This window comes from Paraburkholderia pallida (assembly GCF_004524855.1).
GTDB classification, from domain to species: domain Bacteria; phylum Pseudomonadota; class Gammaproteobacteria; order Burkholderiales; family Burkholderiaceae; genus Paraburkholderia; species Paraburkholderia oxyphila.
In genome coordinates, this window is record NZ_CP038148.1 from 1,689,694 (window position 1) to 1,712,529 (window position 22,836).

Consider the following 22,836-nt stretch of genomic DNA (forward strand, 5'->3'; position numbering starts at 1 on the left):
CTGGAGCGAATGCCAGGGTGCTATGTGGGGAACTCTATCCGCCGCGCCTGTTTCCATGCGCGCTCAATTGTTAGGGCTTATGCACCAGATGTAACAGAACGTGTGACAGGCGCGCGAAAGCCCGCTTTTCGGTGCCTGTTAAGCGGTGTTGTTGGGTATTTGTCAGCTTCCCGGGCCGTTTTCTGGACCATCTATGCGGCTACGAACGCGTCGAATTCACGCTGTCCGAGCGGCGTGATGCGCAGCACGCGCGGGCGGCTGGCGTGCTCGACCCAGCCGTTCGAGGTGAAGCGCTCGAGCAGCGCCGCGCCCAGCGCGCCGCCCAGATGCGGGCGCCGTTCGCTCCAGTCGAGGCAGGTGCAGGCGAAGCGCCGCCGGCGCGCGCGCAGCGCGCCTAGATCGACGCCCCAATCGGTGAGCCGCGCGACGCCTTGCTCCGTCACGTCGAGGTCATCGTCGTTGCGCACGAGCCAGCCGCCTTCGACGAGCCGGTCGAACACGCGCACCGCGACCTCGCCCGCCATGTGGTCGTAGCAGGTGCGCGCATGGCGCATCTCGACGGGCACGGTGCGCGCGGGGCGGGTCACGGGCTGCGCCGGCGCGGCGGCGTGCGCGACGTTCATCAGCGCTTCGATGGCCGTGGCGATTTCGGGTGTGGCGATGCGGTAATAGCGGTGCCGCCCGCGCACCTCGGGCGCGAGCAGGCCGCCGTCGGCGAGCCGGGCGAGGTGCGCGCTTGCCGCGGACGGCGAGAGCCCCGCGATCATCGTGAGCTCGCCTGCGGGGCGCGCGCTGCCGTCCATGAGCGCCCATAGCATGGCGGCGCGCCCGGGATCGGCGAGCAGCGCGGCGACGCGTGCGAGACCGGGGAAGTGGCTGGTTTCATCGCTGGCGGGAAGAGGCATGATGGCTCCCATGCGGAACGTTCGGTTTTAATGGCCCGTGTGCGGCGCCTGCTTGGGCGTGGCGCGAAGGCCGTTAAACTTACTTTAGCGAAATCCCGCATTCGACGTTTCAGGCTGCCATGAAATATGGCGTGCATGACATGGACGATGCGGTGGTGCTGCCGGCCAATCGGTTGCGCCCAGCGGCACCGCGCTAGAATGAATTCCTTTCTGGAAGCAAACAGGCAGTCATGAAACGGATTCTGGCCCTTGCAGCGCTGGCGCTGCTCTGCGCGGCCTGCGCCCAGGGCGGCAGCGGGCCGTCGAGCGGCGCGAGTGGCATCACGATGTACGGCACGATCGACGAGGGCATCACTTTTCACAAGTAGCAGGACGCGCGAGGCGATCTGCATGACGCTGCGCCGCCCCGCGGCCTGGTACGTCGCGCCATGGCAGAAATTGACGCAAGATCGACGCGCCTGCCAACGGCGCGCATGCGATGATGGCTGTATCGAGCCATCATCGCCCCTTCTTCCCTATGTCTGCCTCTTCCTGCGCGCGCCACGTGGTGTTCGCGGTCGCGCCCGATCTCGTGCTGCTTGACGCCTGCGGGCCCGTCGAGGCTTTCTGGCGGGCCGAGCTGGCCATGCGCGCGAGGCGCGCCCAGGCGGCGCCCATCTCAGCCGAGCCCTGCGCCTATCGCGTCACGCTCGCCTCGGTGGCGGGCGGCGTGCTGCCCACGTTCGCGGGGATGCCCGTCGTCACCGAGCGGCTCGACGCGCTCGATACCGCCACGATCGACACGCTGATCGTCCCGGGCGTTCCCATCGACGAAACGACCGTGCTGCAGCCCGAGCTGGTCGCATGGATCGCCGCCGCTGCGCCGCGCGCGCGTCGCGTCGCCTCGGTCTGCACCGGCGCGTTCTACCTGGCCGCCGCGGGCCTGCTCGACGGCCGCCGCGCCACCACGCACTGGCGCAACGCGGCGCAGCTCGCGCGCCGTTTTCCGCGCGTGAACGTCGATCCCGAGCCGATCTTCGTGCGCGACGAGCGTGACGGCCGCGTGGTCTGGACCTCGGCGGGCGTGACGGCCGGCATCGATCTCGCGCTCGCGCTGATCGAGGAGGACTGCGGCCACGCCGCCGCCATGCATGCCGCGCGCCGGCTCGTGGTGTTCATGAAGCGCCCGGGCGGCCAGGCGCAGTTCAGCGAGGCGCTGGAGGCGCAAAGCGCGGCGGGCGGCGCCTTCGACACGCTGCACGGCTGGATGGCCGCGAACCTGCGCACCGAGTTGAGCGTCGAGCGTCTCGCCGAAGAGGCGCGCATGAGCCCGCGCACCTTCGCGCGGCGCTATGTCGAGGCCGTGGGGCGCACGCCCGCGCGCACCGTCGCGGCCATGCGCGTGGAAGCGGCGGCGCATGCGCTCGCGCAGTCGCGGCAGAGCGTCAAGCGGATTGCCGCGGACTGCGGCTTCGGCACGGAGCAGAATCTGCGGCGCGCGTTCGAGCGGCGCTATGGCGTGCGGCCGCTCGACTACCGGGCGCGCTTTTCGGCGGCTTGAGCGTGGGCCTTAGCGCGGCTTTAGCGTGCCCTGAGCGCGACGCGGGAAGCGGACGCCGCGCCGGCCTGCATGACTATCTGCGGATGACATATGGCGCTCGTATAATCGACAGGACCCTATAACGACGCCTTGCCGGCAAGGCGCAAACCCCACGAGCGGAGCCCCTATGAGTACGCCTTCCCAGCCGCTGGACCGTTCGGAAACGACGTTCCGCTTTCTCGCCGAGCCGACCTCGGTGAACTTCGGCGGCAAAGTCCACGGCGGCGCCCTGATGAAATGGATCGACGAAACCGCCTACGCGTGCGCCGCCGTCTGGTCGGGCCGCTACTGCGTGACGGTGAGCGTGGGCAATATCCGCTTCCGGCGGCCGATCCTCGTCGGCAACATGGTCGAGCTGCGCGCGCGCGTGGTGGCCACGGGCCGCACGTCGATGCACATCCACATCACCGTGCACGCGGGTGACCCGAAGAGCGGCCAGCTGCGGCTGACGACCGATTGCCTGATCGTGTTCGTGGCCGTCGACGAAAACGGCAACCCGATTCCCGTGCCGACCTTCGTGCCGGAAACGGAGGAGCAAAAGCGTCTGGCGAAATACGCGCTCGACGTGAGGGACGCGCTCGACGCGATCGTCGAACTGAAGCCCGAGGAAGTGGCGAAAGGCAAGGTGTGATGAGCCGAAAGCGGGGCTGAATGCGCCGCATCGGCTGCATGCATAAAAAAGCGGGCGGCAAAGCTTCAAGCCTTGCCGCCCGCATTGCGTTTTAGCCCCTGAATCAGGGCTTATTTCTTCAGCGTGCCGACCATCTCGCCGGGCTTGACCCATTCGTCGAACTGCTGCTCGGTCACGTGTCCGAGCGCGAGCGCGGCGGCCTTGAGCGTCGTGCCTTCCTTGTGCGCCTTCTTGGCGATTTGCGCGGCCTTGTCATAGCCGATGTGCGGATTGAGCGCCGTCACGAGCATGAGCGACTCGTTGAGCAGCGTGTCGATGCGCGTACGGTTGGGCTCGATGCCCACGGCGCAGTGATCGTTGAAGCTCAATGCGCCGTCCGCTAGCAGGCGGATCGATTGCAGCACGTTGTGCGCGATCATCGGGCGGAACACATTGAGCTCGAAGTTGCCGCTCGCGCCGCCCACGTTCACGGCCACGTCGTTGCCGAACACCTGGCAGCAGAGCATCGTCACTGCTTCGGATTGCGTAGGATTCACCTTGCCCGGCATGATCGAGCTGCCCGGCTCGTTCTCGGGGATCGAGAGCTCGCCCAGACCGCAGCGCGGGCCGCTCGCGAGCCAGCGGATGTCGTTGGCGATCTTCATGAGGCTTGCCGCGACGGTCTTGAGCGCGCCGTGCGCGAACACGAGCGCGTCGGCGGCGGCCATCACCTCGAACTTGTTGGGTGCGGTGACGAAGGGCACGCCCGTGAGCTTCGCGATGGTCTCGGCCACCTTCTGCGCGAACTGCGGGTGCGCATTCAGGCCCGTGCCGACGGCGGTGCCGCCTTGCGCGAGCTCGTAGAGATGCGGCAGCGTCGACTCCACATGCTTGATGCCTTGATCGAGCTGCGCGACGTAGCCCGAGAATTCCTGGCCGAGCGTGAGCGGCGTGGCGTCCTGCAGGTGCGTGCGGCCGATCTTGACGATGTCGGCGAACTGCTTCGACTTCGCTTCGAGCGTGTCACGCAGCGTCTTCAGCGCGGGCAGCAGATGCTTGACGATGCCGTACGCAGCGGCCACGTGCATGGCCGTGGGGAACACGTCGTTCGACGACTGGCCGCGATTGACGTCGTCGTTCGGATGGACCTTGCGCGCCTCGCCGCGCTCGCCGCCCAGAATCTCGCTGGCGCGGTTCGCGATCACCTCGTTGAGGTTCATGTTGGTCTGCGTGCCGGAGCCCGTCTGCCAGACCGCGAGCGGGAACTCGCCGGGGTGCTTGCCTTCGATGATTTCGTCGGCGGCCGCAATGATCGCGCGCGCCTTGACCTCGTCGAGCACGCCCAGCGAGTGGTTCACTTCGGCGGCGGCGCGCTTGATCGTGGCGAGTGCCGTGATGAGCTCGGGCGACTGCTTCTCGCTCGAGATGCGAAAGTTCTGCAGGGATCGCTGCGTCTGCGCGCCCCAGAGCTGGGCGGCCGGCACGGCGATCTCGCCGAACGTGTCGCGTTCCATTCTGACGTTCTCATTGCTGGCGGTCATGGTGACACTCCGATGGTGGATGAGGCGAGCGTGCAGGGACGCAGCGCCTCATGCATGCGTGGTGGGTTCGGGGCCGACGAGTGGCTCAACCGTGCGGTGCCGCAGCGGCGGGGCCGCGACACGGCGCTGTCGCGGCGCGCAATTCGCGCGTGCTTTTCACAACTGGTTGTCGACCGGCAACAGCAAGAATAGTCCGGTTAGGAGATTCCTGTAGAAACCCGCGCCGGGATCGAGGTTGTAGGTGCGGATCATGCCGTCTTCCTCGTCGGTCCACACGAGCGGCGAGGAAATCGCGCTGCCGCGCTGCGACGCGAGCTCGGCGGGCGTCGCGAGCGAGACGCGATAGCTCGCCTGGGGCGAGGTCGCGAGCTTGAACAGGGCGGCCGCGTCGTGCGCGATCGGCGGGTTTTCGATCGCGAGCGCGAGCTCCGTGTTGAGGCTGGCCGAGCGCGGGTCGAGATTGAGCGAGCCGATCACGAGTGTGCTCTCGTCGATCACATAGACTTTCGCATGCAGGCTCGCGCGCGAGCGCGAGCCCATCACGTGCACGCGCCGCGAGTCCCGGGTCTCGGGCTGCGTGGGCTTGAATTCGTAGAGTTCCGCGCCGGCCTCGAGCATCGGCACGCGGTAAGGGCTGTAGCCGGCCTGCACGGCGACGGCGTCGGTGGCCGCGAGCGAATTGGTGAGGATCGCCACGCGCACGCCGCGCGCCGTGAGCGCGCGAATGGCCTGCACGCCCGCCTTGTGCGGCACGAAATACGGCGAGACGATCAGCACGCTGCTGTGCGCGTGATTGAGACGGTCGAGCAGCGAGCGCATGGCGTCACCCATCTGGCCGTGCTCGGGGTCCGCGATCTTGTCCGGCGAGTCGGCCACGAATTGCCACTTCGCCCAGATGAGGCCCAGCTCGTCGCGCGTGATCTGCTGGGCGAGCGGGGTGGCGTTGAGCGGCTTGGCGTTGTACGGGTCGGCGTTCTCGCGCCAGTGCGCGCGCAATTCATCGCGCGCGACGTCGAGATCGTGCGGATCGAACTTCTGATGATTGAGCACGCTCAAGGGGTAGGCCACGCTGCTGTTCCAGTACTCGTCGAAGCTCGCCGAGACGCTTGCCGCGACCGGCCCGGCCGCGAGCACGTCGAGGTCGCGGAACTGCAGCGTCGGGCTCGCGCTGAAGTATTCGTCGCCGAGATTGCGCCCGCCGACGATCGCGAGCTCGTTGTCGACGATCGTCGCCTTGTTGTGCATGCGGCGCGTGAACTGGTCGACGTTCGTGAAGAAGTTGCGCGTGCGCGTGAACATGTTCTCGCTCGGACTGCCGTACGGATTGAACACGCGGATCTGGATGTTCGGATGGCTGTTGAGCGCGGCCATCAGGCGGCCGATGTCGTGGAAGTTCAGGTCGTCGACGAGCATGCGCACGCGCACGCCGCGGTCGGCCGCGTAGAGCGCCGAGCCCAGCAGCAGCTTGCCGGTGGTGTCCTCGTTGGCGATGTAGTACTGCATGTCGAGGGTTGTCGTCGCCGCGCGCGCGAGCGCGATGCGCATCTGCAGCGAGTCGGTGCCGGTGGCGAGCAGGCGAAAGCCCGATTCGTCGGGATGCGCCGCCACGGGCCCGGCGAGCGCGGCGCCGAGTGGCGTGGCGCTCGACTCGGAGGTGGGCAGGGCCGACGAGGTCTGGCGCTGGAAGACCGTAGCGGGCGGACGTGTCGCGCAGGCCGCAATGAGCGTGACGCTCAGGAGCGCGAGCAGCGCGCGGGCGAGCGCGGCGCGGCGCGGCGGCGCCGCTTCGGCGGCAAGCGGGGCGCCAGGGGCGACGCGCTGAACGGTGTGCACGGACAAGCGGATTCTCCTCTCCAGTGTCGGCCTGAGTTAGTGCTTCAGCGCTTAGTCAGGCCCCACGCTTCGCGTTTCCCATGCTTCGCGGTCGACCCGCGTTCGCGCGTGAGTCGCACCCCTGCGGTCGCATGCAAAGCGGTCGGCGCTGGGGCGTCCCCGATGGTTCGCTTACGTTGCGCGCCTTTTGCCGCCGATTCTAGCGGGAAGCGGCAAGGTACAGCGCGCAACGCGCGTGCCGTGCCGCATTTGCGGCAAGCAAGCCTCGCGTGGCGTTGGCCACAATCGTCAAGCAATTCGGCGCGCCGGCGCCGCGCGCCGCAAGCCTCGTTTCATGCCGGACGGAAACGTTAGCGCTCGCGCTCGCCGCACACTGCTTCCATCACGAACGATGGGAGAGTGCGATGGACCGGATCATGCAAGCTGGTGAGATGAGGGCGCAGGAGCGGTGCGAGGAACTGTGCATCGCGCGCGGCCGTTGCCGGCTCGTGCGCCATGCGCAAGGCGGCTTGCTCGGCGTGCTCGAAGGGCGCGTGCTGATGACCGTGGAAGGCGACGCGCAGGACTATTGGCTAGAGCCCGGCGAAGCGTTGCCGTTCGCGCCCGGGGAACGGGTGTGGATCGGCGGATGGGACGAGGCCGTGCGCTGCGAGGTGCGCACGCCGGCCTCGCCGTGGGGCGAGGGGCGCGTGCTCGCGTGGCTTGTGGGATTGGCGGCGCTGGCAGTGCGCATGGTGAAGCGGCCCGCACGCGTGCGCCTGCGCGCACTGCGTGGGTGAGGCCGCGCCCGGAAGCGGCCGGGCGGTACGCGCGAGCCGGGCACGACTCAGGCACCGCCAACCGGCTACACAAGCGGGCTGATACGCGCCGGTCCGCCGATGCTCAGACCTTCTCGGTGCGTGCCTCGCGCGCGTCGCGCTCGCTGCCGCGCGCCGGCTTGCCGGCCCAGTAGCCCGCGAGCAGCGACCCCGAGAGGTTGTGCCACACCGAGAACAGCGCGCCGGGCAGCGCGGCGAGCGGCGAGAAGTAGAGCTTGCCGAGCGTTGCGGCGAGGCCCGAGTTCTGCATCCCCACCTCGATCGCAAGCGTGCGGCACACGGATTCGTCGAAGCCGAGCAGTCGGCCGCCCCAGTAGCCGCCCAGCAGGCCAATGCCGTTGTGCAGCACCACGCCGAGCGCCACGATCGGGCCCACCGTGGCGATGCTCGCGTGCGTGCCGCCCACCACGGCCGCGATGATCGCGAGGATCGAGACCATCGAGACGAGCGGCAGGATGGGCTCGACGCGCCGCACGAGGCCGCCCGCGAGACGGTTCACGACGAGGCCGACGGCGATCGGCAGCGCGACGATCTGCAGGATGCTCATGAGCATGCCGTGCACGTCGACGACGATCGAGGCGTCGACGTAGAGGCGCGTGAGCAGCGGCGTCGCGAACACGCCCACGAGCGTCGAGAGCGCGCTGATCGTCACGGAAAGCGCGACGTCGCCGCGCGCGAGATAGATCATCACGTTCGAGGCCGTGCCGCTCGCCACGCTGCCCACGAGCACCATGCCCGCAGTGAGGTCGGGCGGCATATGGAGCGCATGGGCGATGACCCAGGCGGCCAGCGGCATCACCAGATAGTGCAGGACGATGCCGGCGAGCACTGGCGCGGGCCGGGTGAAGACGCGCTGGAAGTCGGCGAACGAGAGCGTCACGCCCATGGCGAGCATGATGACCATCAGGAGCGTCGTGACGTGCGGCGCGATGGGGGCGACGAGGCCCGGATTGAAGTAGGCGAGAAGCGAGACGAGGACGGCCCAGAGCGGGAACAGTCGGGTAATCGGGGCAAGCATGAGTGGGTGGTCCGTGAGCGGGTCTTAATTGTTGGGGCAGGGGACGCGGCAGCCGACTCCATGACGACGCGCGCACGCGCGGGCTGGCGCGGACGAAACGCGTGGGTGGGATTCAGGGCTGAGGCTGATGCGCCGGCTGGCCTGCGGTGCGTCGCGCGTGCGGCCGGGGTGGCCGGCCTGGCTGCGAACGGGCATGTCTCCTGGGTCGGCCGATGTGGGCGCTTGAACGCTCACGCCGGCCCCATGCAACAGGGCCGCTGTTTTCCTGCCCTTGTGGGACGGACGGCGGGCGGCGCCGGTCCGATATTTTAACCGGGCGCTTAACGACCCGCGCAGGACGTCCTTGTGGGTGCCTTGTGCGCCCTAAGGGCTCGCATTGGATACGGCCAGGGCTCGCGTACGCCCCGCGTGGCCGCCCGTGCCACCTCAGCCCGCGCGCGCCGCCGCCTCGAGTTGCACGCCCCGGCTCTTGCGGTGAAAACGCCACGTCATGAGCGCGGCCACGCTCGCGAGGCCCGCTGCGAGCCCCCACCAGAGCCCGAGCGCGCCCAGCCCGAAATGGAACGCGAGGGCATAGCCGATCGGAAAGCCGATGCCCCAGTAGCCGAGCGTCGCGGCCAGCATCGGAATGCGCGTGTCCTTCAGGCCGCGCAGGCAGCCGGAGCCCACGGTCTGCATGCCGTCGACGATCTGGAAGATAGCCGCCACGCCGAGCAGCGACGTTGCGAGCGCGACGGTCTGCGCGTTGGCCGGATCATCGAGATGCAGGTAGAGCCCGACGATCCAGTGCGGCGCGAGCACCATCACGAGCGCCGACATCGACATGAAGCCCACGCCCAGCGCCAGCGCGACGAAGCCCGCGTGGCGCGCCGCGCGCGGCACGCCCGCGCCGATCCAGTAGCCCACGCGCACGTTGGCCGCCTGGCCGATCGAGAGCGGCACCATGAACATCACCGAAGCCACGTTCAGCGCGATCTGGTGCGCGGCCAGCGGCGTCGCGCCCAACAGGCCCATGAGCAGACCCGTGGCGAGAAAGAGCGTCGCCTCCACGGCGTAGGTGATCGCCACGGGCCAGCCGATGGCGAAGAGCTCGCCCATCAGCGGCGCGGTGGGCCGCCTGGCGACCACGAAGTGCTGATGCGAGGGCCGCAGATGCAGGAGCGCCATCAGCACGAGCGTCGTGACCCAGATCGTGATGGTGGTGGCGGTGGCCGAGCCGAGAAAGCCGAGGCGCGGCAGGCCCCACACGCCATGAATCAGCCCGTAGTTCAGGAAGCCGTTGGAGAACACGCTGATGATCGACACCCACAGCAGCCGCTTCGCCGCGCCGATCGCGGGCAGGAACGAACGCATCAGGCCCACGCCGATCAGGCTGGCGGGGGCGCCCCAGCGCAGCACGGCCGCGTACTCGCCCACCTGATGCGCGAGCACGGGCGGCTCGCCGAGCGCGAGCAAGACCGGCCCCGCGAACGACAGCAGCGCGAACGCGGGAACGGCCAGCAGCAGCGAGAGTGCGAGGCCGGTCCAGTAGATGTGCGGCACGCGGTGCAGATCGTCGGCGCCGCGCGCCTGCGCGACGCTCACGCTCACCGAGGTCAGCACGCCCTGCAGCACCGTCACCACCACGAAGAACAGGTTCGCGCCGAGCCCGCCTGCCGCGAGCGCGCCCGCGCCCAGCGAGCCGAGCAGCACGGTGTCGGTCACGCTCATGGCCATCTGCGAAAGCTGGGCGATGGCGAGCGGCGCGGCGAGGCGCGCGGTGTCGGCGGCGTGGCGCTTGAGCGAGGGCGGGGCGATGGCGCGTCTCGCCTGATCGGCGCGCGCGGGGGCAGTGGGTCGGGTCATGAAAACAGACGCGCGGCGCGATGATGAATCGCGCCGCGCGTTCAGAAAGTGCGTTGGTGTCGAGATTGAAAGCTCAATGCGAGATTACCCTTCTTTCGGATAAAAAGCACCTGGATGGTGCATTCGCTTTCGAACGTATTTCACCTCGACACGCGTGGGGGGCGCCTGGTCAGCCTATGGGAGCCGTTGCGCCGCACGCCTCATTCGGCTTCGCGCACGGCGATGCGCGTGTCGCCGAGCAACACCGATTGTCCCGCGCGGATCTTGCAGGTCTTGCGCAGTTCGACCTCGCCGTCGACCTTCACGGCGCCGGAGGCGACGATCTGCTTGGCCGAGCCGCCGCTGTCGGCGAGACCGGTGATCTTCAGGAGGTTGTGGAGTTCGACGTAGTCGCCGGTGAGCATGAAATCGAGATTGGGCATGGGGCAAACGAGATTCAGGTGCGCGCCGGACAGGGCACGCGAAGGGTGAGCATCATAAGCGATCCCGCACGCGCGGGCCGCTGTTACATCCCGGGGCCAGATGTCATGATTTCGTAAGAAGATGCAACGTTGGGTAACGTCGGGAGACCTTGCGTCGATCTTCAGATGAAAATGGTCTCACCCCGAAACGACCCCGCCGCAGCGCAATCACGCACCGCGGCTCGATCGGGCGGAATCGCGCCGCAAGCGGACCTGTCCGCAGCGGCATGGATCCCGGAACGACTACAAAGAGGATACGCCATGACTCATATTCGCAAGCTGCTCACCGGTACCGCTCTCGCCACGGCTGCCATCTTCGCGCAAGGCGCCTTCGCCCAGGGCGCGGCGCAGCCCGGCGCCGAGGCGCCCACGGCCATGCCTTCTGCCGCGCCTGCCATGGCGCCGGCTATGGCGCCGAGCCAGGCGCCGGCAGCAGCGGGCCTCTCGCAGCCCGCGCCGCAGGACTTGAGCGCGGCGCAATCGGCCGATCCGCTGGTGCAAAAGCGCAACGCCGATGCGACCGCGAACGCCGAATACCGCAGCGCCAAGAAGTCGGCGAAAGCGGAATACAACTCGACGAAGAAGCAGGCCAAGTCGCAGTACAAGTCGCAGGTGAAGGACGCGAAGATCAACCACAAGGCCGACCAGCAGGCCAACAAGTCGGAAATGATGGACCAGATGAGCGGCCAGTCGGCTCAGCAGCCGGGCGGTGAGGCTCAGCAATAAGGCGCTTCGATAGCCTGGTGGCGCGCGCTGCGCGCTTTCGGGCTGGGTGAGGCTTTTCCATTCGGCGCCAGCCCCGGTGCTGGCCTGTGCAGGACGTGAAGCGGCGGCGCCCGGAAGCGGGCGTCGCCGCTTTGTTTCGGGCCGTCGGGCCTGGTGCGCTACGTTCCGATTCTGAAGTTCGGGTCTGAATAGCGCCAGATCGCGGCAAGATCGGCGCTTGCCGGTGCGGGGTGTATGGATATACAGTATGCGTCGCCACGCTCGCCAATACGCGGCGCGTCGATCCTTTCATCGCTCACCGAATACCCACTGCGCCCGCCGTGTCCACCGTCTCCCTCGCCGATTCCCCCGCCACGAGCGACGCCGCGCTCGCGGCGGCGTCGTACCTCGCGAAGCTCAACGACGCCCAGCGCGCCGCCGTCGAGCACGGCGGGCCGCAGGCGTACGCGCCGGGCGCGGCGCTGCCGGCGCCGCTGCTCGTGATCGCTGGCGCGGGCTCGGGCAAGACCAACACGCTCGCGCATCGCGTGGCGCATCTGGTCGCGAACGGCGCCGATCCGCACCGCATCCTGCTGCTGACCTTCTCGCGCCGCGCGGCGCAGGAGATGACGCGGCGCGTTTCGCGCATCGCGGCAGGCGTGTCGGGCGCGGCGGCGGCGCTGGCCCAGGGGCTCACCTGGGCGGGCACGTTTCACGGCATCGGCGCGCGCCTGTTGCGCGAATACGCCGAGCAGATCAGCCTCTCGCCCGCGTTCACGATCAACGACCGCGAAGATTCCGCCGATCTCATGAACCTCGTGCGCCACGAACTGGGGTTATCGGCGAAGGAAAAGCGCTTTCCCGCGAAGTCGACGTGCCTCGCGATCTACTCGCGCGTCGTCAACACGGGCGACTCGCTCGCGAACGTGCTCGCGCGCTCGTTCTCGTGGTGCCTCGAATGGGAGCCGCAGTTGCGCGCGCTGTTCGCGGCCTACGTGGACGCCAAGCAGAAGCAGAACGTGCTCGACTACGACGACTTGCTGCTCTACTGGGCGCACATGGCGGCGGAGCCGGCTATCGCGGCCGATCTGGCGGGGCGCTTCGACCATATCCTCGTCGACGAGTATCAGGACACCAACCGCCTGCAGGCGTCGATCCTGCTCGCGCTGAAGCCCGACGGGCGGGGCCTCACCGTGGTCGGCGACGACGCCCAGGCCATCTATGCGTTTCGCGGCGCGACGGTGCGCAACATCCTCGACTTTCCCGCGCAGTTCGATCCGCCCGCGCGCCAGGTCACGCTCGAGCGCAACTATCGCTCGACCGCGCCGATCCTCGCCGCCTCGAACGCCGTGATGGACGCCGCCGCCGAGCGCTTCACCAAGAATTTGTGGACCGACCGCGCGTCGCAGCAGCGTCCGCGCCTCGTCACGGTCGCCGACGAGGCCACCCAGGCTCGCTACGTGGTCGAGCAGATCCTGGAGGCGCGCGAGGGCGGCATGAAGCTCAAGCAGCAGGCGGTCCTCTTTCGCGCCGCGCACCACAGCGCGACGCTCGAGATCGAGCTGGCGCGGCGCAATATCCCGTTCGTGAAGTTCGGCGGCCTGCGCTTCCTCGACGCCGCGCACGTGAAAGACGTGCTCGCCGTGCTGCGCTGGGCCGAGAATCCGCTCGACCGCGTGGCGGGCTTTCGCGTGACGCAACTGCTGCCCGGCGTCGGGCCCGCGACGGCCGCGCGACTGCTCGATCAGGTCGCGGCCTGCACGGGCGCGTACCGCGCCGCGCAGGCGCTCGCTGCGTTCGCGCCGCCGCCGCGTGCGGCCGAGGACTGGCCGGCGTTCACCGGGCTCGTGGAGCAGCTCGGCGCGCGCGCGACGCCCTGGCCCGCCGAGTTCGAGCGCGTGCGGCGCTGGTACGAGCCGCACCTCGAGCGCAATTACGAAGACGCCCAGGTGCGGCTCGCCGACCTGCTGCAGATGGAGAGCATCGCCAGCACCTACGCGTCACGCGAGCGCTTCCTGACCGAGCTCACGCTCGACCCGCCCGACGCCACCAGCGCCGAGTCGGCCGATCCGCTCCTCGACGAGGACTATCTGATTCTCTCGACGATCCATTCGGCCAAAGGCCAGGAATGGCGCAACGTGTTCGTGCTCAATGGCGTGGATGGCTGCATTCCTTCCGATCTCGGCGCGGGCAGCGACGAAGAATTAGAAGAGGAGCGGCGTCTGCTCTACGTGGCGATGACGCGTGCAAAGGAGGACCTGCACATCGTCGTGCCGCAGCGCTTCTATGTGCACAACCAGGCCGCGAGCGGCGACCGTCACGTGTGGGCGTCGCGCACGCGCTTCATTGCGGCGTCGATGTTGCCGCTGTTCGAATCGTGCGCTTGGCCGCCCGCGCCGGTGGCGAGCCCGCCGAGCGCGGTGGGGCTGGCGGCCGCGGCGCGTGCGAAGGTCGAGATCGGCGCGAAGCTGCGCAAGATGTGGGACTAGAGCGCTACCTCGCGGCGCGCGTTCAGCCGCGCACCTGATTCTTCGGCGGCGGCACGAAGAAGTTGCGCAGCCAGGCGGCAAGGCGCGTGAACACGTCGTCGGGTTCCTCGACGAAGATCTCAGGCTTCAAAAGACGCAGATATTCCATGATCTGCTGCGCCTCCTGCTTCTGGAACGTGCCGTGCGCGATGCCCAGACGCAGGAGCCCACGCAGCTCGCCCAGACGCTCGCGCGCGAGGCTGCCGCTCGCCTGCTCGCAGCCGATCTTCGCTTCATAGACGCGCTGCCGCACCGATTCCGCGAGGCGCCACGCAGGCGTCTGCATCGACTCTTCCAGCGCCTGGATGTCCTGCACGCCGGACTTGATCTGCGCGGCGAGCGGCTCGATCAGGGATTCGGCCGCCTGCGCCTCGTGCACGATCGCCGCCGCCCACTCCCGACACTGCTTCGCCAGCTCGTCGGGCGTCCACTCGGGCCGCGACGCAAAGCCAAAGCCGAACTCGCCCGCCTGACGCAGCAGGATCGACACGACCTCGGGAAACTCCTTGTCGAGCGTGCGCTTGGCCCATGCGTACTGCCCGCCCTGCAACAGCCGCTGCACGGCCTGCTCGGTGAGCGGCGTCATGTTGTCGAGCAGCTTCGCACGCAGGAAGTCCTCGAACGACGGCGTGAGGAACTGCGGGTCGAGCTTCAGCGAGACGCGCAGGAACGCATCGAAATCCTTGCGCAGCGACGCAAGCGTCTCGTCCTTGAGATTGAGGGTGATGTGCCCCATGTGGTTGCCCCGGTGTATTCCTGGCGGTGCCTGGCGGTCTCTTGCGCGTGCGCCAATGCAGGCCTCGACGGTTTATCGGCGCACGGGGGCGAAACTTGAGCCGGGACCGCTCAGGCGTGCCGCGAGCGCGGCGCCTGGCGGCAGCGGGGAGCGAGTCGGGCTGGCATCTCAGGAGAGCGTGTCAGGGGGCGGAGAGGGCGCGGGAAGCCAGCGGAGAGCGCGCGGCGAGCCAGCGGAGAAGGCGCGGGAAGCCAGCGGGCAACCCCGGACAAATTCAGCGCAACACCACGCCCTGCCAGAGGAAGAACACGGCGAGCCCCACGGCGATGGTGAGGAGCGGCCGCTTCGTGAGCGCGCTCACGGCGATCGCCGCGATTGCACCGACGAGCTGCGGATTGCGCCACGTGAGCTCGGCGTGCTGGCCGTGAGGCGAGACGGCCATCGGCACGATGATCGCGGTGAGCACCGTGACGGGCACGAAGCCGAGCGCGGTGCGCACGATCGGCGGAAACACGAGCCGTTCGCCCAGCACGAAGACGGCCGTACGGATCGTCACCGTAATCAGGGCCATGCCGAGGATCAGGACGACGTAGTTCATGGGCGGCCTCCTGCGGCGGCGTGGGTGTCGTGACAGGGGATGCGCGTAGCGCTGGCTTCGCTCGTGCTCTTGCCGGCCGGGCCGGCGGCGGCATGCGCGTCAGGGTGGCCGGCAGCGGCGCTCGCCGCGCGCGGCTTGCGCGGCAGCGAGAGCGCGACGCCCACGGCCACGCCCGCGAGCACGGCGCCGAGCAGCCCGAGCTTGTACGGCCAGCCCTGCCAGAAGAAGGCGAGCGCGCCCGCCGTGACGGCGGCGGCCAGATAGCGCACCGCGACGAGCTGCGGCACGACGATGGCGATGAACGTGGCGACCATCGCGAAGTCGAGCCCGAGCGACTGCAGGCCCGGAAACGCCGCGCCGAACAGCAGGCCGGCGGCGGTCCAGATCTGCCAGTTCACATACATCGAGACGCCGGAGCCGAGGAAGTGCCACGGTGAGACGTCGCCGGGCGGGTGGCGGCGGAAATATGCCCAGGCGACGGCGAACACCTCGTCGGTGAGCAGGCCGCCGAGCACGAGACGCCAGCGCATCGGCAGATGCGAGACGTAGGGCGCGAGCGTCGCGCTATAGAGCACGTGGCGCAGGTTCACGATGAGCGTGGTGGCCCAGATCACGGCGAAGCTCGCGTGCGAGGCGATCAGTCCGAGCGCGATGAACTGCGCCGAGCCGGCGAACACGGCGAGCGACATCAACTGGCCGTGCCAGAGCGAGAGCGGGCCCGAGGTGACGAGCGTGCCGAAAATCACGCCGAAGGGCGCTGCGCCGATCATCATGGGGATCGTGTCGCGCGCGCCGGCGACGAATTCCTTGAAGCGATGGGGATGGCGGGTCAAGCGAGTCTCCTAAGATGGAGGCCAGCTTAGCGGGAGGCGGCGCGGGTGGCTTGTACGTTCTTGCGCCAAGCGTGAACAGGCCCTAGCTCGCCTGCCAGCGGCCCGGCGGCACGCCGAACATGCGGCGGAAGTGCCGTGTGAAGTGGCTCTGGTCCGTGAAGCCGCTCGCCGCGGCGCTTCCGGCGACGCTGGCGCCCGCGCGCAGCGGCCCGAGCGCGCGTTGCAGCCGCAACTGGGTGCGCCAGGCGTGCGGCGGCAGCCCGGTGGCCTGCGTGAACAGGCGCGTCGCGTGGAATGGCGAGAGGCCGACCGCCTGGGCGAGATCCGCCACGCGCAGCGGCGTGGTGAGATCGGCGGCCAGCAGCGCCTTCATGATTTCGACGCGCGGCTCGTTCGCGGCGGACCCGATCGGCGCCTCGCGTGTGCGGGCGTGGCGGGTGAGGAGTGTCGAGAGCGCGTCGAGCAGCGCGTCCTCCACGGCGAGGAGATCGGGCTGCGGCGCGCCCGGCGCAAGCACCGCGCGCCGGCGGTCGGCGTCGGCCTCCAGCAGCCGGTGCGTGCGCGAGAGGCGGCGCGCGAGATCGGGGTCGCGGATCACTTCGGCGTCGAACCACGGCAGCGGCTCGGCGCGGCCCGCAATTTCGGCCGCGAGCGTGTGCAGGTAATCGACCGGCACATACATGACGCGATAGCGCCAGCCTTCGTCCACGGCGCGCGAGCCCGTGTGGAGCTCGCCCGGATTGATGACCGGCACGCTGCCCGCTTCCGCGACATGCTGCGCGCCGCGGTAGCGATAGCACTCGGCGCCGTCCTCGATCACGGGGATCGTGTAGGCCTCGTGCCAGTGCGGCGTGAACGTGTGATCGTGATATTCGGCCGTGAGCAGATCCGCGCCGGGCAAAAGCGGCGTGCGCCAATAGCGGGCGAAATCGCGAAAACGGGAGAGGGTCATGGCTAGGGTCCGGCCTGGCCCCTCAGTTTAGCGCACGGGAATGGTCGTGCCCGCGGGCATCGGCACGGCGGTGACGCTGTTTTTCGCGCTGCCGCTCACCACGCGGTCGCTGTAGGTCAGGTAGACGAGCGCGTTGCGCTTCGTGTCGACCACACGGACCACGTGCAGCGTCTTGAAGAGAAACGACATGCGCTCGTTGAAGACGTCGGCCTGCTGCTTGAGCGGGGCGGCGAAGCTGATCGGGCCGACCTGGCGGCAGGCGATCGACGCTTCGGTCGGGTCTTCGGCGATGCCGAGCGTGCCCTTCACGCCGCCGGTGCGCGCGCGGGAGACGTAGCACGTGACGCCGGCGACGGCGGGATCGTCGTAGGCCTCGACGACCACCCTGTCGGAGCCGGTGACGCGGAAGTTGGTGTTGACGCTGCCGATCTGCTCGGCGTGCGCGGCGCCAAGCGCGAGCGCGCCCGCGCAAAAGGCGAGGGCCGGACGCAGTCGGGCGGCGAGGCGAGTCGATTTCATGCGGATTCCCGAAGATGACGAAGCGACATTATCGGGCAGGGTGGGGTGGCGGAGGACGATTGTCGATAGCGCCTCGAAATAACGGCTATAGATGTTGGGGTAAGTCCATCGCATCGTGAAGAATGCGCAAGACTTCAATGGTTCGCGCATCTTTTGCGTGGACACGAAACATGACGAAGTGACGTCCTTTGCGGCGATTGCGTGCGACGTGGAGCGTCATGATGCCGGACACGATCTCGTCGCGTGCACGTACGCCCGGTAGCGAAGGACCATTCGTCAGATCCTGTAGCGCAAGCGAAAGTGTGATGGCATACGCGTGTCCCTGAGCAAAACCGAATTGCTCGATGGTCCAGCTCATGATGTTGTTGAAGTCGTTCTGGGCCAGTTCGGTGAGGCGGACGGTCCAGGCCGTCTTACGTTGTGTCACCGTGTGCGCTTCGTTGCGCCTGCTGCCACCAAGGCATTCTCTGCGAGGCTGTCGAGAAAGTCGCCCAATGCTTGAGCGGAAGTGAAACTGCGCATGCGTCCTGCGTCTGCATCGGCAATACCGGCGCGCGCGGCATCGCGTAGCGCTTCGAGTCTCGCTTGCGTTTCGGCTTCTTCTCGCTCGACAAGACGTAGACCGGCGCGCAGGACCTCACTTGCATTCTGAAAACGGCCCGAATTGACGAGCGAGTCAATCAGATGAGCCTGATGATCCGTGAGTACGACATTACGGGTAGGCATGGAGCTAACTCCGTCAAAGAGCAGTGATTGGCAGATTATGCCATGCTCTCGAGGGCGATGATGGAGGGAGGGGATGCGTTTGCGCAAGGCAGAAAAGAAAAAAGGCGTTACGCGATATGCGCAACGCCTTCGATATTTTGGCTCCCCGACCTGGGCTCGAACCAGGGACCTACGGATTAACAGTCCGGCGCTCTACCGACTGAGCTATCGGGGAACAGCAGTACAGCTACAACTTTAACTTCATGAAAAAGCCCGTTGTGCGTTGTGATTAACACCAACGGGCCTTTGCGAATCTTGGCTCCCCGACCTGGGCTCGAACCAGGGACCTACGGATTAACAGTCCGGCGCTCTACCGACTGAGCTATCGGGGATCAACAAAAGCAGAGAACGAGATTCTATGGGGTCTGGCGGAGTCTGTCAACACCCTGTCGCCATCTTCTTGGTGATCCCTGCCGAAATGGGCAGGGTTTCAGGATGACGACAGCCCCGGAGACGGACGCTCAGCGTGCGAGCAGCGCGAGCTTGTCCTTCACGTCCTTGAATTCGTCGGCTTCCGGCAGCGGCGCCTTGGTCTTGGTGATGCTCGGCCAGCCCTTGGCGAGGTCGGCGTTCAGCTCGATGAACTGCTGCTGGTCGCCAGGCACGTCTTCTTCGGCGTAGATGGCGTTCACCGGGCATTCGGCAACGCACACGGCGCAGTCGATGCACTCGTCCGGGTCGATCGCGAGGAAGTTGGGACCTTCGCGAAAGCAGTCCACCGGGCACACATCGACGCAGTCGGTATAGCGGCACTTGATGCAGCTTTCGGTCACAACGTGGGTCATTCAGGCAGCTCCTGCATGCTTGTATCGGGGGTTGGCAGTTTGCCAAAACCGGTATTGTAACTGATGCCGATTTTTCTCAACCAGACGTCCGCAGCGTGTCTTAGATCGTTTCGTGATTAGTTTATGCGCTGCGGCGCTGGCGGCTTGGTTTGGGCTCATTCGGGTAACATGGGCGCATCACCGGCGCATGCCGTTTGCGGCGCTGTCGTCTCGCCCTTCCTTGCAGGGCGAGGGCGGCCGGCAAGCAGGCGCGCGCCCTCCGATAGCAGTCCGGCTCGCCCATCATGATCATTACTTCGCTGCTCGATACCGATCTGTACAAATTCACGATGATGCAGGTGGTGCTGCATCATTTCCCCGCGGCCAATGTGGAATACCGCTTCCGCTGCCGCACGCCCGACATCGATCTCGTCCCTTACGTCGATGAAATCCGCGGCGAGATCCAGAAGCTTTGCAGGCTGCGCTTTGCCGAGCCCGAGCTCGAGTATCTGCGCAAGATGCGCTTCATCAAGAGCGATTTCATCGATTTCCTCGCGCTCTTCCATCTGAACGAGAAGTACATTTCGGTCACGCCTTCGCCTAAGGGCAACGGCGAAATCGACATCGAGATCAAGGGGCCGTGGCTGCATACGATCCTCTTCGAGATTCCGGTGCTCGCGATCGTCAACGAGGTCTATTTCCGCAACACGCAGCATCATCCGCAGTACGACGAGGGTCGCGAGCGCCTGCGCCACAAGATCGAGCTGCTCGGCGCGAAGCCTGAATTCGCCGACTGCAAGATCGCCGACTACGGCACGCGGCGCCGCTTCTCGAAGCGCTGGCACGAGGAGGTGATCCTCACGCTCAAGGACGACCTGGCCGAGCAGTTCACGGGCACGAGCAACGTCTACTACGCGATGAAGCACAACCTCACGCCGCTCGGCACCATGGCGCACGAGTATCTGCAGGCCTGCCAGGCGCTCGGCCCGCGCCTGCGCGATTCGCAGATCTACGGCTTCGAGATGTGGGCGAAGGAGTATCGCGGCGACCTCGGTATCGCGCTCTCGGACGTCTACGGCATGCAGGCCTTTCTGCGCGACTTCGACATGTACTTCTGCAAGCTCTTCGACGGCGCGCGCCACGACTCGGGCGACCCGTTCGAGTGGGGCGAGCGCCTGCTCAAGCACTATGAGGACAATCGCTGCGACACGCGCACGAAGACCATGATCTTCTCGGACGCGCTCGACATCCCCAAGGTGCTGCGCCTTTACGAGCGCTTCAAGGACCGCTGCCGCCTCGCGTTCGGTGTCGGCACCAATCTCACCAACGACCTCGGCTATCAGCCGCTGCAGATCGTCATCAAGATGGTCCGCTGCAATGGCCAGCCCGTTGCCAAGCTCTCCGATTCGCCGGGCAAGAACATGTGCGACGACAAGGCTTATCTGGCCTATCTGCGCCAGGTGTTCGGCATCGAGCAGCCCACGGAAGAAGAGCTCGCCAGCAGTTAAGCCCCGCGCATCGGGCGTTGATTCGCCCACGCACCGCGCCAGAAGAACAGCGACGCCCCGGTATAATCGGCGCGTCGCTTTTCTTCATCTGTCGAGGACGCGTATGGACTCCAAGGTCGACACCACGGCCGCCCGCCGCAGCATACTCGCGCGCATCCGCGCGGCGCAGGGCCGCGACGCGACGCCCGCCGCGCACGAGCGCGACGCCGTCGCCGACTACCTCGCGCGTCATCCGCAAGGCCCGCGTCCGCTGCTCGAAGACGATCTCGTCGCGCGCTTCGTGGCCGAGGCGAAGAAGATGGCTTCGAGCGTCGACGAAGTCGCGCAGCTCGCCGATGTGCCCGCCGCCGCCGCGCGCTATCTCGCGTCGCTCGGTTTGCCCACGCAAGCGGTGGCCTGGCAAACGCTCGAATCGTTCGACTGGGCCGGCGCGGGCTTGAGCGTCGAATTCCGCAAGCCCGAGGATCGCGATCTCGTCGGCCTGACCGGATGCTTTTGCGCAACCGCCGAAACGGGCACGCTGGTCCTCCTTTCCAGCCCGCAGACGTGGGCCTCCGGCGCGTTGCTGCCCGAGACGCACATTGCCGTCGTGCCCGCTTCGCGCATCGTCGCCGGTCACGAGGACGCCTTCGCGCTCATGCGCGCCGAACGCGGCGAGTTGCCGCGCGCGGTCAATTTCGTTTCGGGGCCTTCGCGCACTGGCGATATCGAGCAGACCATCATCCTCGGCGCGCACGGGCCGTATCGCGTGCATGTCATCGTCGTGCAGGGCGCATGACGTTTGAGACCGTCGCGCGCACCGAGCGCACCGAAGCCGCGCAGCACGTGAAGGGCAGGGCCGGGCGACCCATGCGTTGTTTCGCGTTTTTCGCACGCCATGCGGGCGCCGCGATCGTCGCGGCACTCGGCGTGACGATTGCGCCCGCGGCGCAGGCGGCCGGCGTGGACGGCGCGACGCTTTCCGCGACCTGGGGCCTCCCGTTCGCGTGCATGCTGCTGTCGATCGCGCTCTTCCCGATGTTCGCGGCCACGTTCTGGCATCACCACTTCGGCAAGATCTCGGCGGCCTGGGCGCTCGCGTTCCTGCTGCCGTTCGCGGCGACGCACGGGTTTGCGGCCACCTGGCCGCTGTTCCTGCATGCGCTCGTCGACGAGTACGTGCCGTTCATCGTTTTGCTCGGCGCGCTCTATACGATATCGGGTGGCATCTGCGTGTACGGTAATCTGCGCGGCTCGCCGCGCACGAACACGGCGATTCTCGCGCTCGGCACCGCGCTCGCGAGCGTGATGGGCACGACCGGCGCGGCGATGCTGCTGATCCGGCCGCTCTTGCGCGCGAACGACAACCGGCGCCACAACGTTCACGTCGTGGTGTTCTTCATCTTTCTCGCCGCCAATGCAGGCGGTTCGCTCACGCCGCTCGGCGACCCGCCGCTTTTCCTCGGCTTTCTCAACGGCGTGGGTTTCTTCTGGACTACGCAGCATCTCGCGCTGCCGATGCTGTTCGTCTGCGGCGTGCTGCTCGCCGCGTTCTGGCTGCTCGATTCGTGGTACTTCCGTCGTCCGAGCGAGATGCGCTCGGCGATTCTCGATCCGACGCCCGATATGCCGCCGCTTCACGTCGGTGGCAAGTTCAACTTCGTGCTGCTGGCGCTCGCGATCGCGCTTGTGCTGATGAGCGGCGTCTGGAAGCCGGATATCGGCATCGCGCTGCCGGGCACGCGCATCGAGTTGCAGAATCTCGTGCGCGACGTGGGGCTTGTCGCGTTGTCGGTCGTATCGCTCGTCTTCGCGTCGCGCAAGGCGCGCGCGGACAACGGCTTCGACTGGGCGCCCATCGCCGAGGTCGCGAAGCTGTTCGCAGGCATCTTCGTGACGATCACGCCCGTCATTGCGATGCTGCGCGCGGGCGAGGCGGGTGCGTTCGCGCAGCTGATCCAGTTCGTGAACGACGCGCCGGGGCGCCCCAACGAGGTGCTGTACTTCTGGGCGACGGGCGTGCTCTCGTCGTTCCTCGACAACGCGCCCACCTATCTCGTGTTCTTCAATCTCGCGGGCGGCGATGCGCAATCGCTGATGACAGGCGGCGCGAAAACGCTCGCGGCCATCTCGGCCGGTGCCGTCTGGATGGGCGCGATGACCTATATCGGCAACGCGCCGAACTTCATGGTGAAGGCGATCGCGCAGCAGCGCGGCGTGCGCATGCCGGGCTTCTTCGGCTATCTTGGCTGGTCCTGCGTGGTGTTGCTGCCGGTGTTCGCCATGGCGACCTGGCTCTTTTTCGTCTAGCTCGCCTGGCTCATCCAGGCGGCTGGTTT

General features: G+C 67.4%; 23 protein-coding genes and 2 tRNA genes. 9 read left to right on the top strand and 16 right to left on the bottom strand.

Translation table 11 applies throughout. From position 1 onward, the window contains the following. Nucleotides 1-191: 191 nt before the first annotated feature. Entirely contained in the window at nt 192-905 is a 714-nt protein-coding gene (locus E1956_RS07660; protein WP_134748069.1) for an ArsR/SmtB family transcription factor, read from the bottom strand. A 230-nt stretch (nt 906-1,135) separates the two neighbouring features. On the opposite strand from E1956_RS07660, the gene E1956_RS46065 reads away from it, so the two are divergent. The 3 genes from E1956_RS46065 to E1956_RS07670 all read left to right on the top strand — a co-directional run bounded on the left by E1956_RS46065 (nt 1,136) and on the right by E1956_RS07670 (nt 3,115). Beyond that, complete coding sequence (locus E1956_RS46065) at nt 1,136-1,273, top strand: hypothetical protein (RefSeq protein ID WP_167759982.1); 138 nt, start codon at nt 1,136-1,138, stop codon at nt 1,271-1,273. Between the two features lie 149 nt (nt 1,274-1,422). Beyond that, the gene (locus tag E1956_RS07665) at nt 1,423-2,445 is read left to right on the top strand and encodes a GlxA family transcriptional regulator (RefSeq protein WP_134748070.1); all 1,023 of its coding nucleotides are present in this window, start codon (nt 1,423-1,425) and stop codon (nt 2,443-2,445) included. A gap of 166 nt (nt 2,446-2,611) precedes the next feature. Next, nucleotides 2,612-3,115, top strand: a complete 504-nt coding sequence (locus E1956_RS07670) for an acyl-CoA thioesterase (protein ID WP_134748071.1) — start codon at nt 2,612-2,614, stop codon at nt 3,113-3,115. A gap of 110 nt (nt 3,116-3,225) precedes the next feature. Here the strand turns inward: E1956_RS07670 and fumC are convergent, their stop codons facing one another. Next, a complete protein-coding gene (fumC, locus tag E1956_RS07675; protein ID WP_134748072.1) occupies nt 3,226-4,635 on the bottom strand; it encodes a class II fumarate hydratase in 1,410 nt (469 codons plus the stop codon). 156 nt (nt 4,636-4,791) lie between these two features. Next, the gene (locus tag E1956_RS07680; protein WP_232071377.1) at nt 4,792-6,384 is read right to left on the bottom strand and encodes a phospholipase D family protein; all 1,593 of its coding nucleotides are present in this window, start codon (nt 6,382-6,384) and stop codon (nt 4,792-4,794) included. A gap of 488 nt (nt 6,385-6,872) precedes the next feature. Here E1956_RS07680 and E1956_RS07685 point away from each other — a divergent pair, with 488 nt between their 5' ends. Next, on the top strand, nt 6,873-7,247 hold the full coding sequence (locus tag E1956_RS07685) for a DUF2917 domain-containing protein (protein WP_134748074.1): 375 nt from the start codon (nt 6,873-6,875) through the stop codon (nt 7,245-7,247). Nucleotides 7,248-7,350: 103 nt separating this feature from the next. On the opposite strand, the gene panS is transcribed toward E1956_RS07685, so the two are convergent. The 3 genes from panS to E1956_RS07700 all read right to left on the bottom strand — a co-directional run bounded on the left by panS (nt 7,351) and on the right by E1956_RS07700 (nt 10,571). After that, nucleotides 7,351-8,304: a ketopantoate/pantoate/pantothenate transporter PanS gene (gene panS, locus E1956_RS07690; protein ID WP_134748075.1), complete on the bottom strand. Its 954-nt coding sequence runs from the start codon at nt 8,302-8,304 to the stop codon at nt 7,351-7,353. Between the two features lie 426 nt (nt 8,305-8,730). Beyond that, on the bottom strand, nt 8,731-10,149 hold the full coding sequence (locus tag E1956_RS07695) for an MATE family efflux transporter (RefSeq protein WP_134748076.1): 1,419 nt from the start codon (nt 10,147-10,149) through the stop codon (nt 8,731-8,733). A gap of 200 nt (nt 10,150-10,349) precedes the next feature. Further along, nucleotides 10,350-10,571 carry an RNA-binding S4 domain-containing protein gene (locus E1956_RS07700; protein ID WP_134748077.1) on the bottom strand — a complete coding sequence of 74 codons (222 nt, stop codon included), beginning with the start codon at nt 10,569-10,571 and terminating at the stop codon, nt 10,350-10,352. Between the two features lie 300 nt (nt 10,572-10,871). Here E1956_RS07700 and E1956_RS07705 point away from each other — a divergent pair, with 300 nt between their 5' ends. Together E1956_RS07705 and E1956_RS07710 are read left to right on the top strand one after the other, a co-directional pair. Further along, nucleotides 10,872-11,336, top strand: a complete 465-nt coding sequence (locus tag E1956_RS07705; protein ID WP_134748078.1) for a hypothetical protein — start codon at nt 10,872-10,874, stop codon at nt 11,334-11,336. 320 nt (nt 11,337-11,656) lie between these two features. Continuing rightward, nucleotides 11,657-13,804, top strand: coding sequence for an ATP-dependent helicase (locus E1956_RS07710; RefSeq protein WP_232071330.1), 2,148 nt, complete (start codon nt 11,657-11,659; stop codon nt 13,802-13,804). Between the two features lie 22 nt (nt 13,805-13,826). Here the strand turns inward: E1956_RS07710 and E1956_RS07715 are convergent, their stop codons facing one another. The 10 genes from E1956_RS07715 to fdxA form a co-directional block, all read right to left on the bottom strand. Further along, nucleotides 13,827-14,579, bottom strand: a complete 753-nt coding sequence (locus E1956_RS07715) for a DUF4088 family protein (RefSeq protein WP_133194675.1) — start codon at nt 14,577-14,579, stop codon at nt 13,827-13,829. A 274-nt stretch (nt 14,580-14,853) separates the two neighbouring features. After that, the gene (locus E1956_RS07720) at nt 14,854-15,177 is read right to left on the bottom strand and encodes an AzlD domain-containing protein (RefSeq protein WP_134748080.1); all 324 of its coding nucleotides are present in this window, start codon (nt 15,175-15,177) and stop codon (nt 14,854-14,856) included. Next, on the bottom strand, nt 15,174-15,950 hold the full coding sequence (locus E1956_RS07725) for an AzlC family ABC transporter permease (RefSeq protein WP_134750438.1): 777 nt from the start codon (nt 15,948-15,950) through the stop codon (nt 15,174-15,176). The genes E1956_RS07720 and E1956_RS07725 overlap by 4 nt, the downstream gene beginning before the upstream one ends. Nucleotides 15,951-16,092: 142 nt before the next feature. Beyond that, nucleotides 16,093-16,962 carry an AraC family transcriptional regulator gene (locus E1956_RS07730; protein WP_134748081.1) on the bottom strand — a complete coding sequence of 290 codons (870 nt, stop codon included), beginning with the start codon at nt 16,960-16,962 and terminating at the stop codon, nt 16,093-16,095. 27 nt (nt 16,963-16,989) lie between these two features. Further along, a complete protein-coding gene (locus E1956_RS07735) occupies nt 16,990-17,481 on the bottom strand; it encodes a CreA family protein (RefSeq protein ID WP_134748082.1) in 492 nt (163 codons plus the stop codon). Nucleotides 17,482-17,566: 85 nt separating this feature from the next. Beyond that, nucleotides 17,567-17,908: a type II toxin-antitoxin system RelE/ParE family toxin gene (locus tag E1956_RS07740; protein ID WP_232071052.1), complete on the bottom strand. Its 342-nt coding sequence runs from the start codon at nt 17,906-17,908 to the stop codon at nt 17,567-17,569. After that, a complete protein-coding gene (locus tag E1956_RS07745; protein WP_134748083.1) occupies nt 17,905-18,207 on the bottom strand; it encodes a type II toxin-antitoxin system ParD family antitoxin in 303 nt (100 codons plus the stop codon). The genes E1956_RS07740 and E1956_RS07745 overlap by 4 nt, the downstream gene beginning before the upstream one ends. Nucleotides 18,208-18,345: 138 nt before the next feature. Beyond that, nucleotides 18,346-18,421, bottom strand: a tRNA-Asn gene (locus E1956_RS07750). Between the two features lie 81 nt (nt 18,422-18,502). Continuing rightward, nucleotides 18,503-18,578: transfer RNA gene (locus E1956_RS07755), tRNA-Asn, on the bottom strand. A gap of 129 nt (nt 18,579-18,707) precedes the next feature. After that, nucleotides 18,708-19,031 (bottom strand): ferredoxin FdxA, encoded by a 324-nt coding sequence (fdxA, locus tag E1956_RS07760; protein ID WP_028215964.1) that lies wholly within the window; start codon nt 19,029-19,031, stop codon nt 18,708-18,710. Between the two features lie 284 nt (nt 19,032-19,315). On the opposite strand from fdxA, the gene pncB reads away from it, so the two are divergent. The 3 genes from pncB (at nt 19,316) to E1956_RS07775 (ending at nt 22,807) form a co-directional block, all read left to right on the top strand. Continuing rightward, on the top strand, nt 19,316-20,518 hold the full coding sequence (gene pncB, locus E1956_RS07765) for a nicotinate phosphoribosyltransferase (protein WP_134748084.1): 1,203 nt from the start codon (nt 19,316-19,318) through the stop codon (nt 20,516-20,518). A gap of 103 nt (nt 20,519-20,621) precedes the next feature. After that, entirely contained in the window at nt 20,622-21,296 is a 675-nt protein-coding gene (locus E1956_RS07770; RefSeq protein ID WP_134748085.1) for a LutC/YkgG family protein, read from the top strand. Nucleotides 21,297-21,367: 71 nt separating this feature from the next. Continuing rightward, nucleotides 21,368-22,807, top strand: a complete 1,440-nt coding sequence (locus tag E1956_RS07775) for a sodium:proton antiporter (RefSeq protein WP_134750442.1) — start codon at nt 21,368-21,370, stop codon at nt 22,805-22,807. The last annotated feature ends 29 nt before the right edge of the window (nt 22,808-22,836 follow it).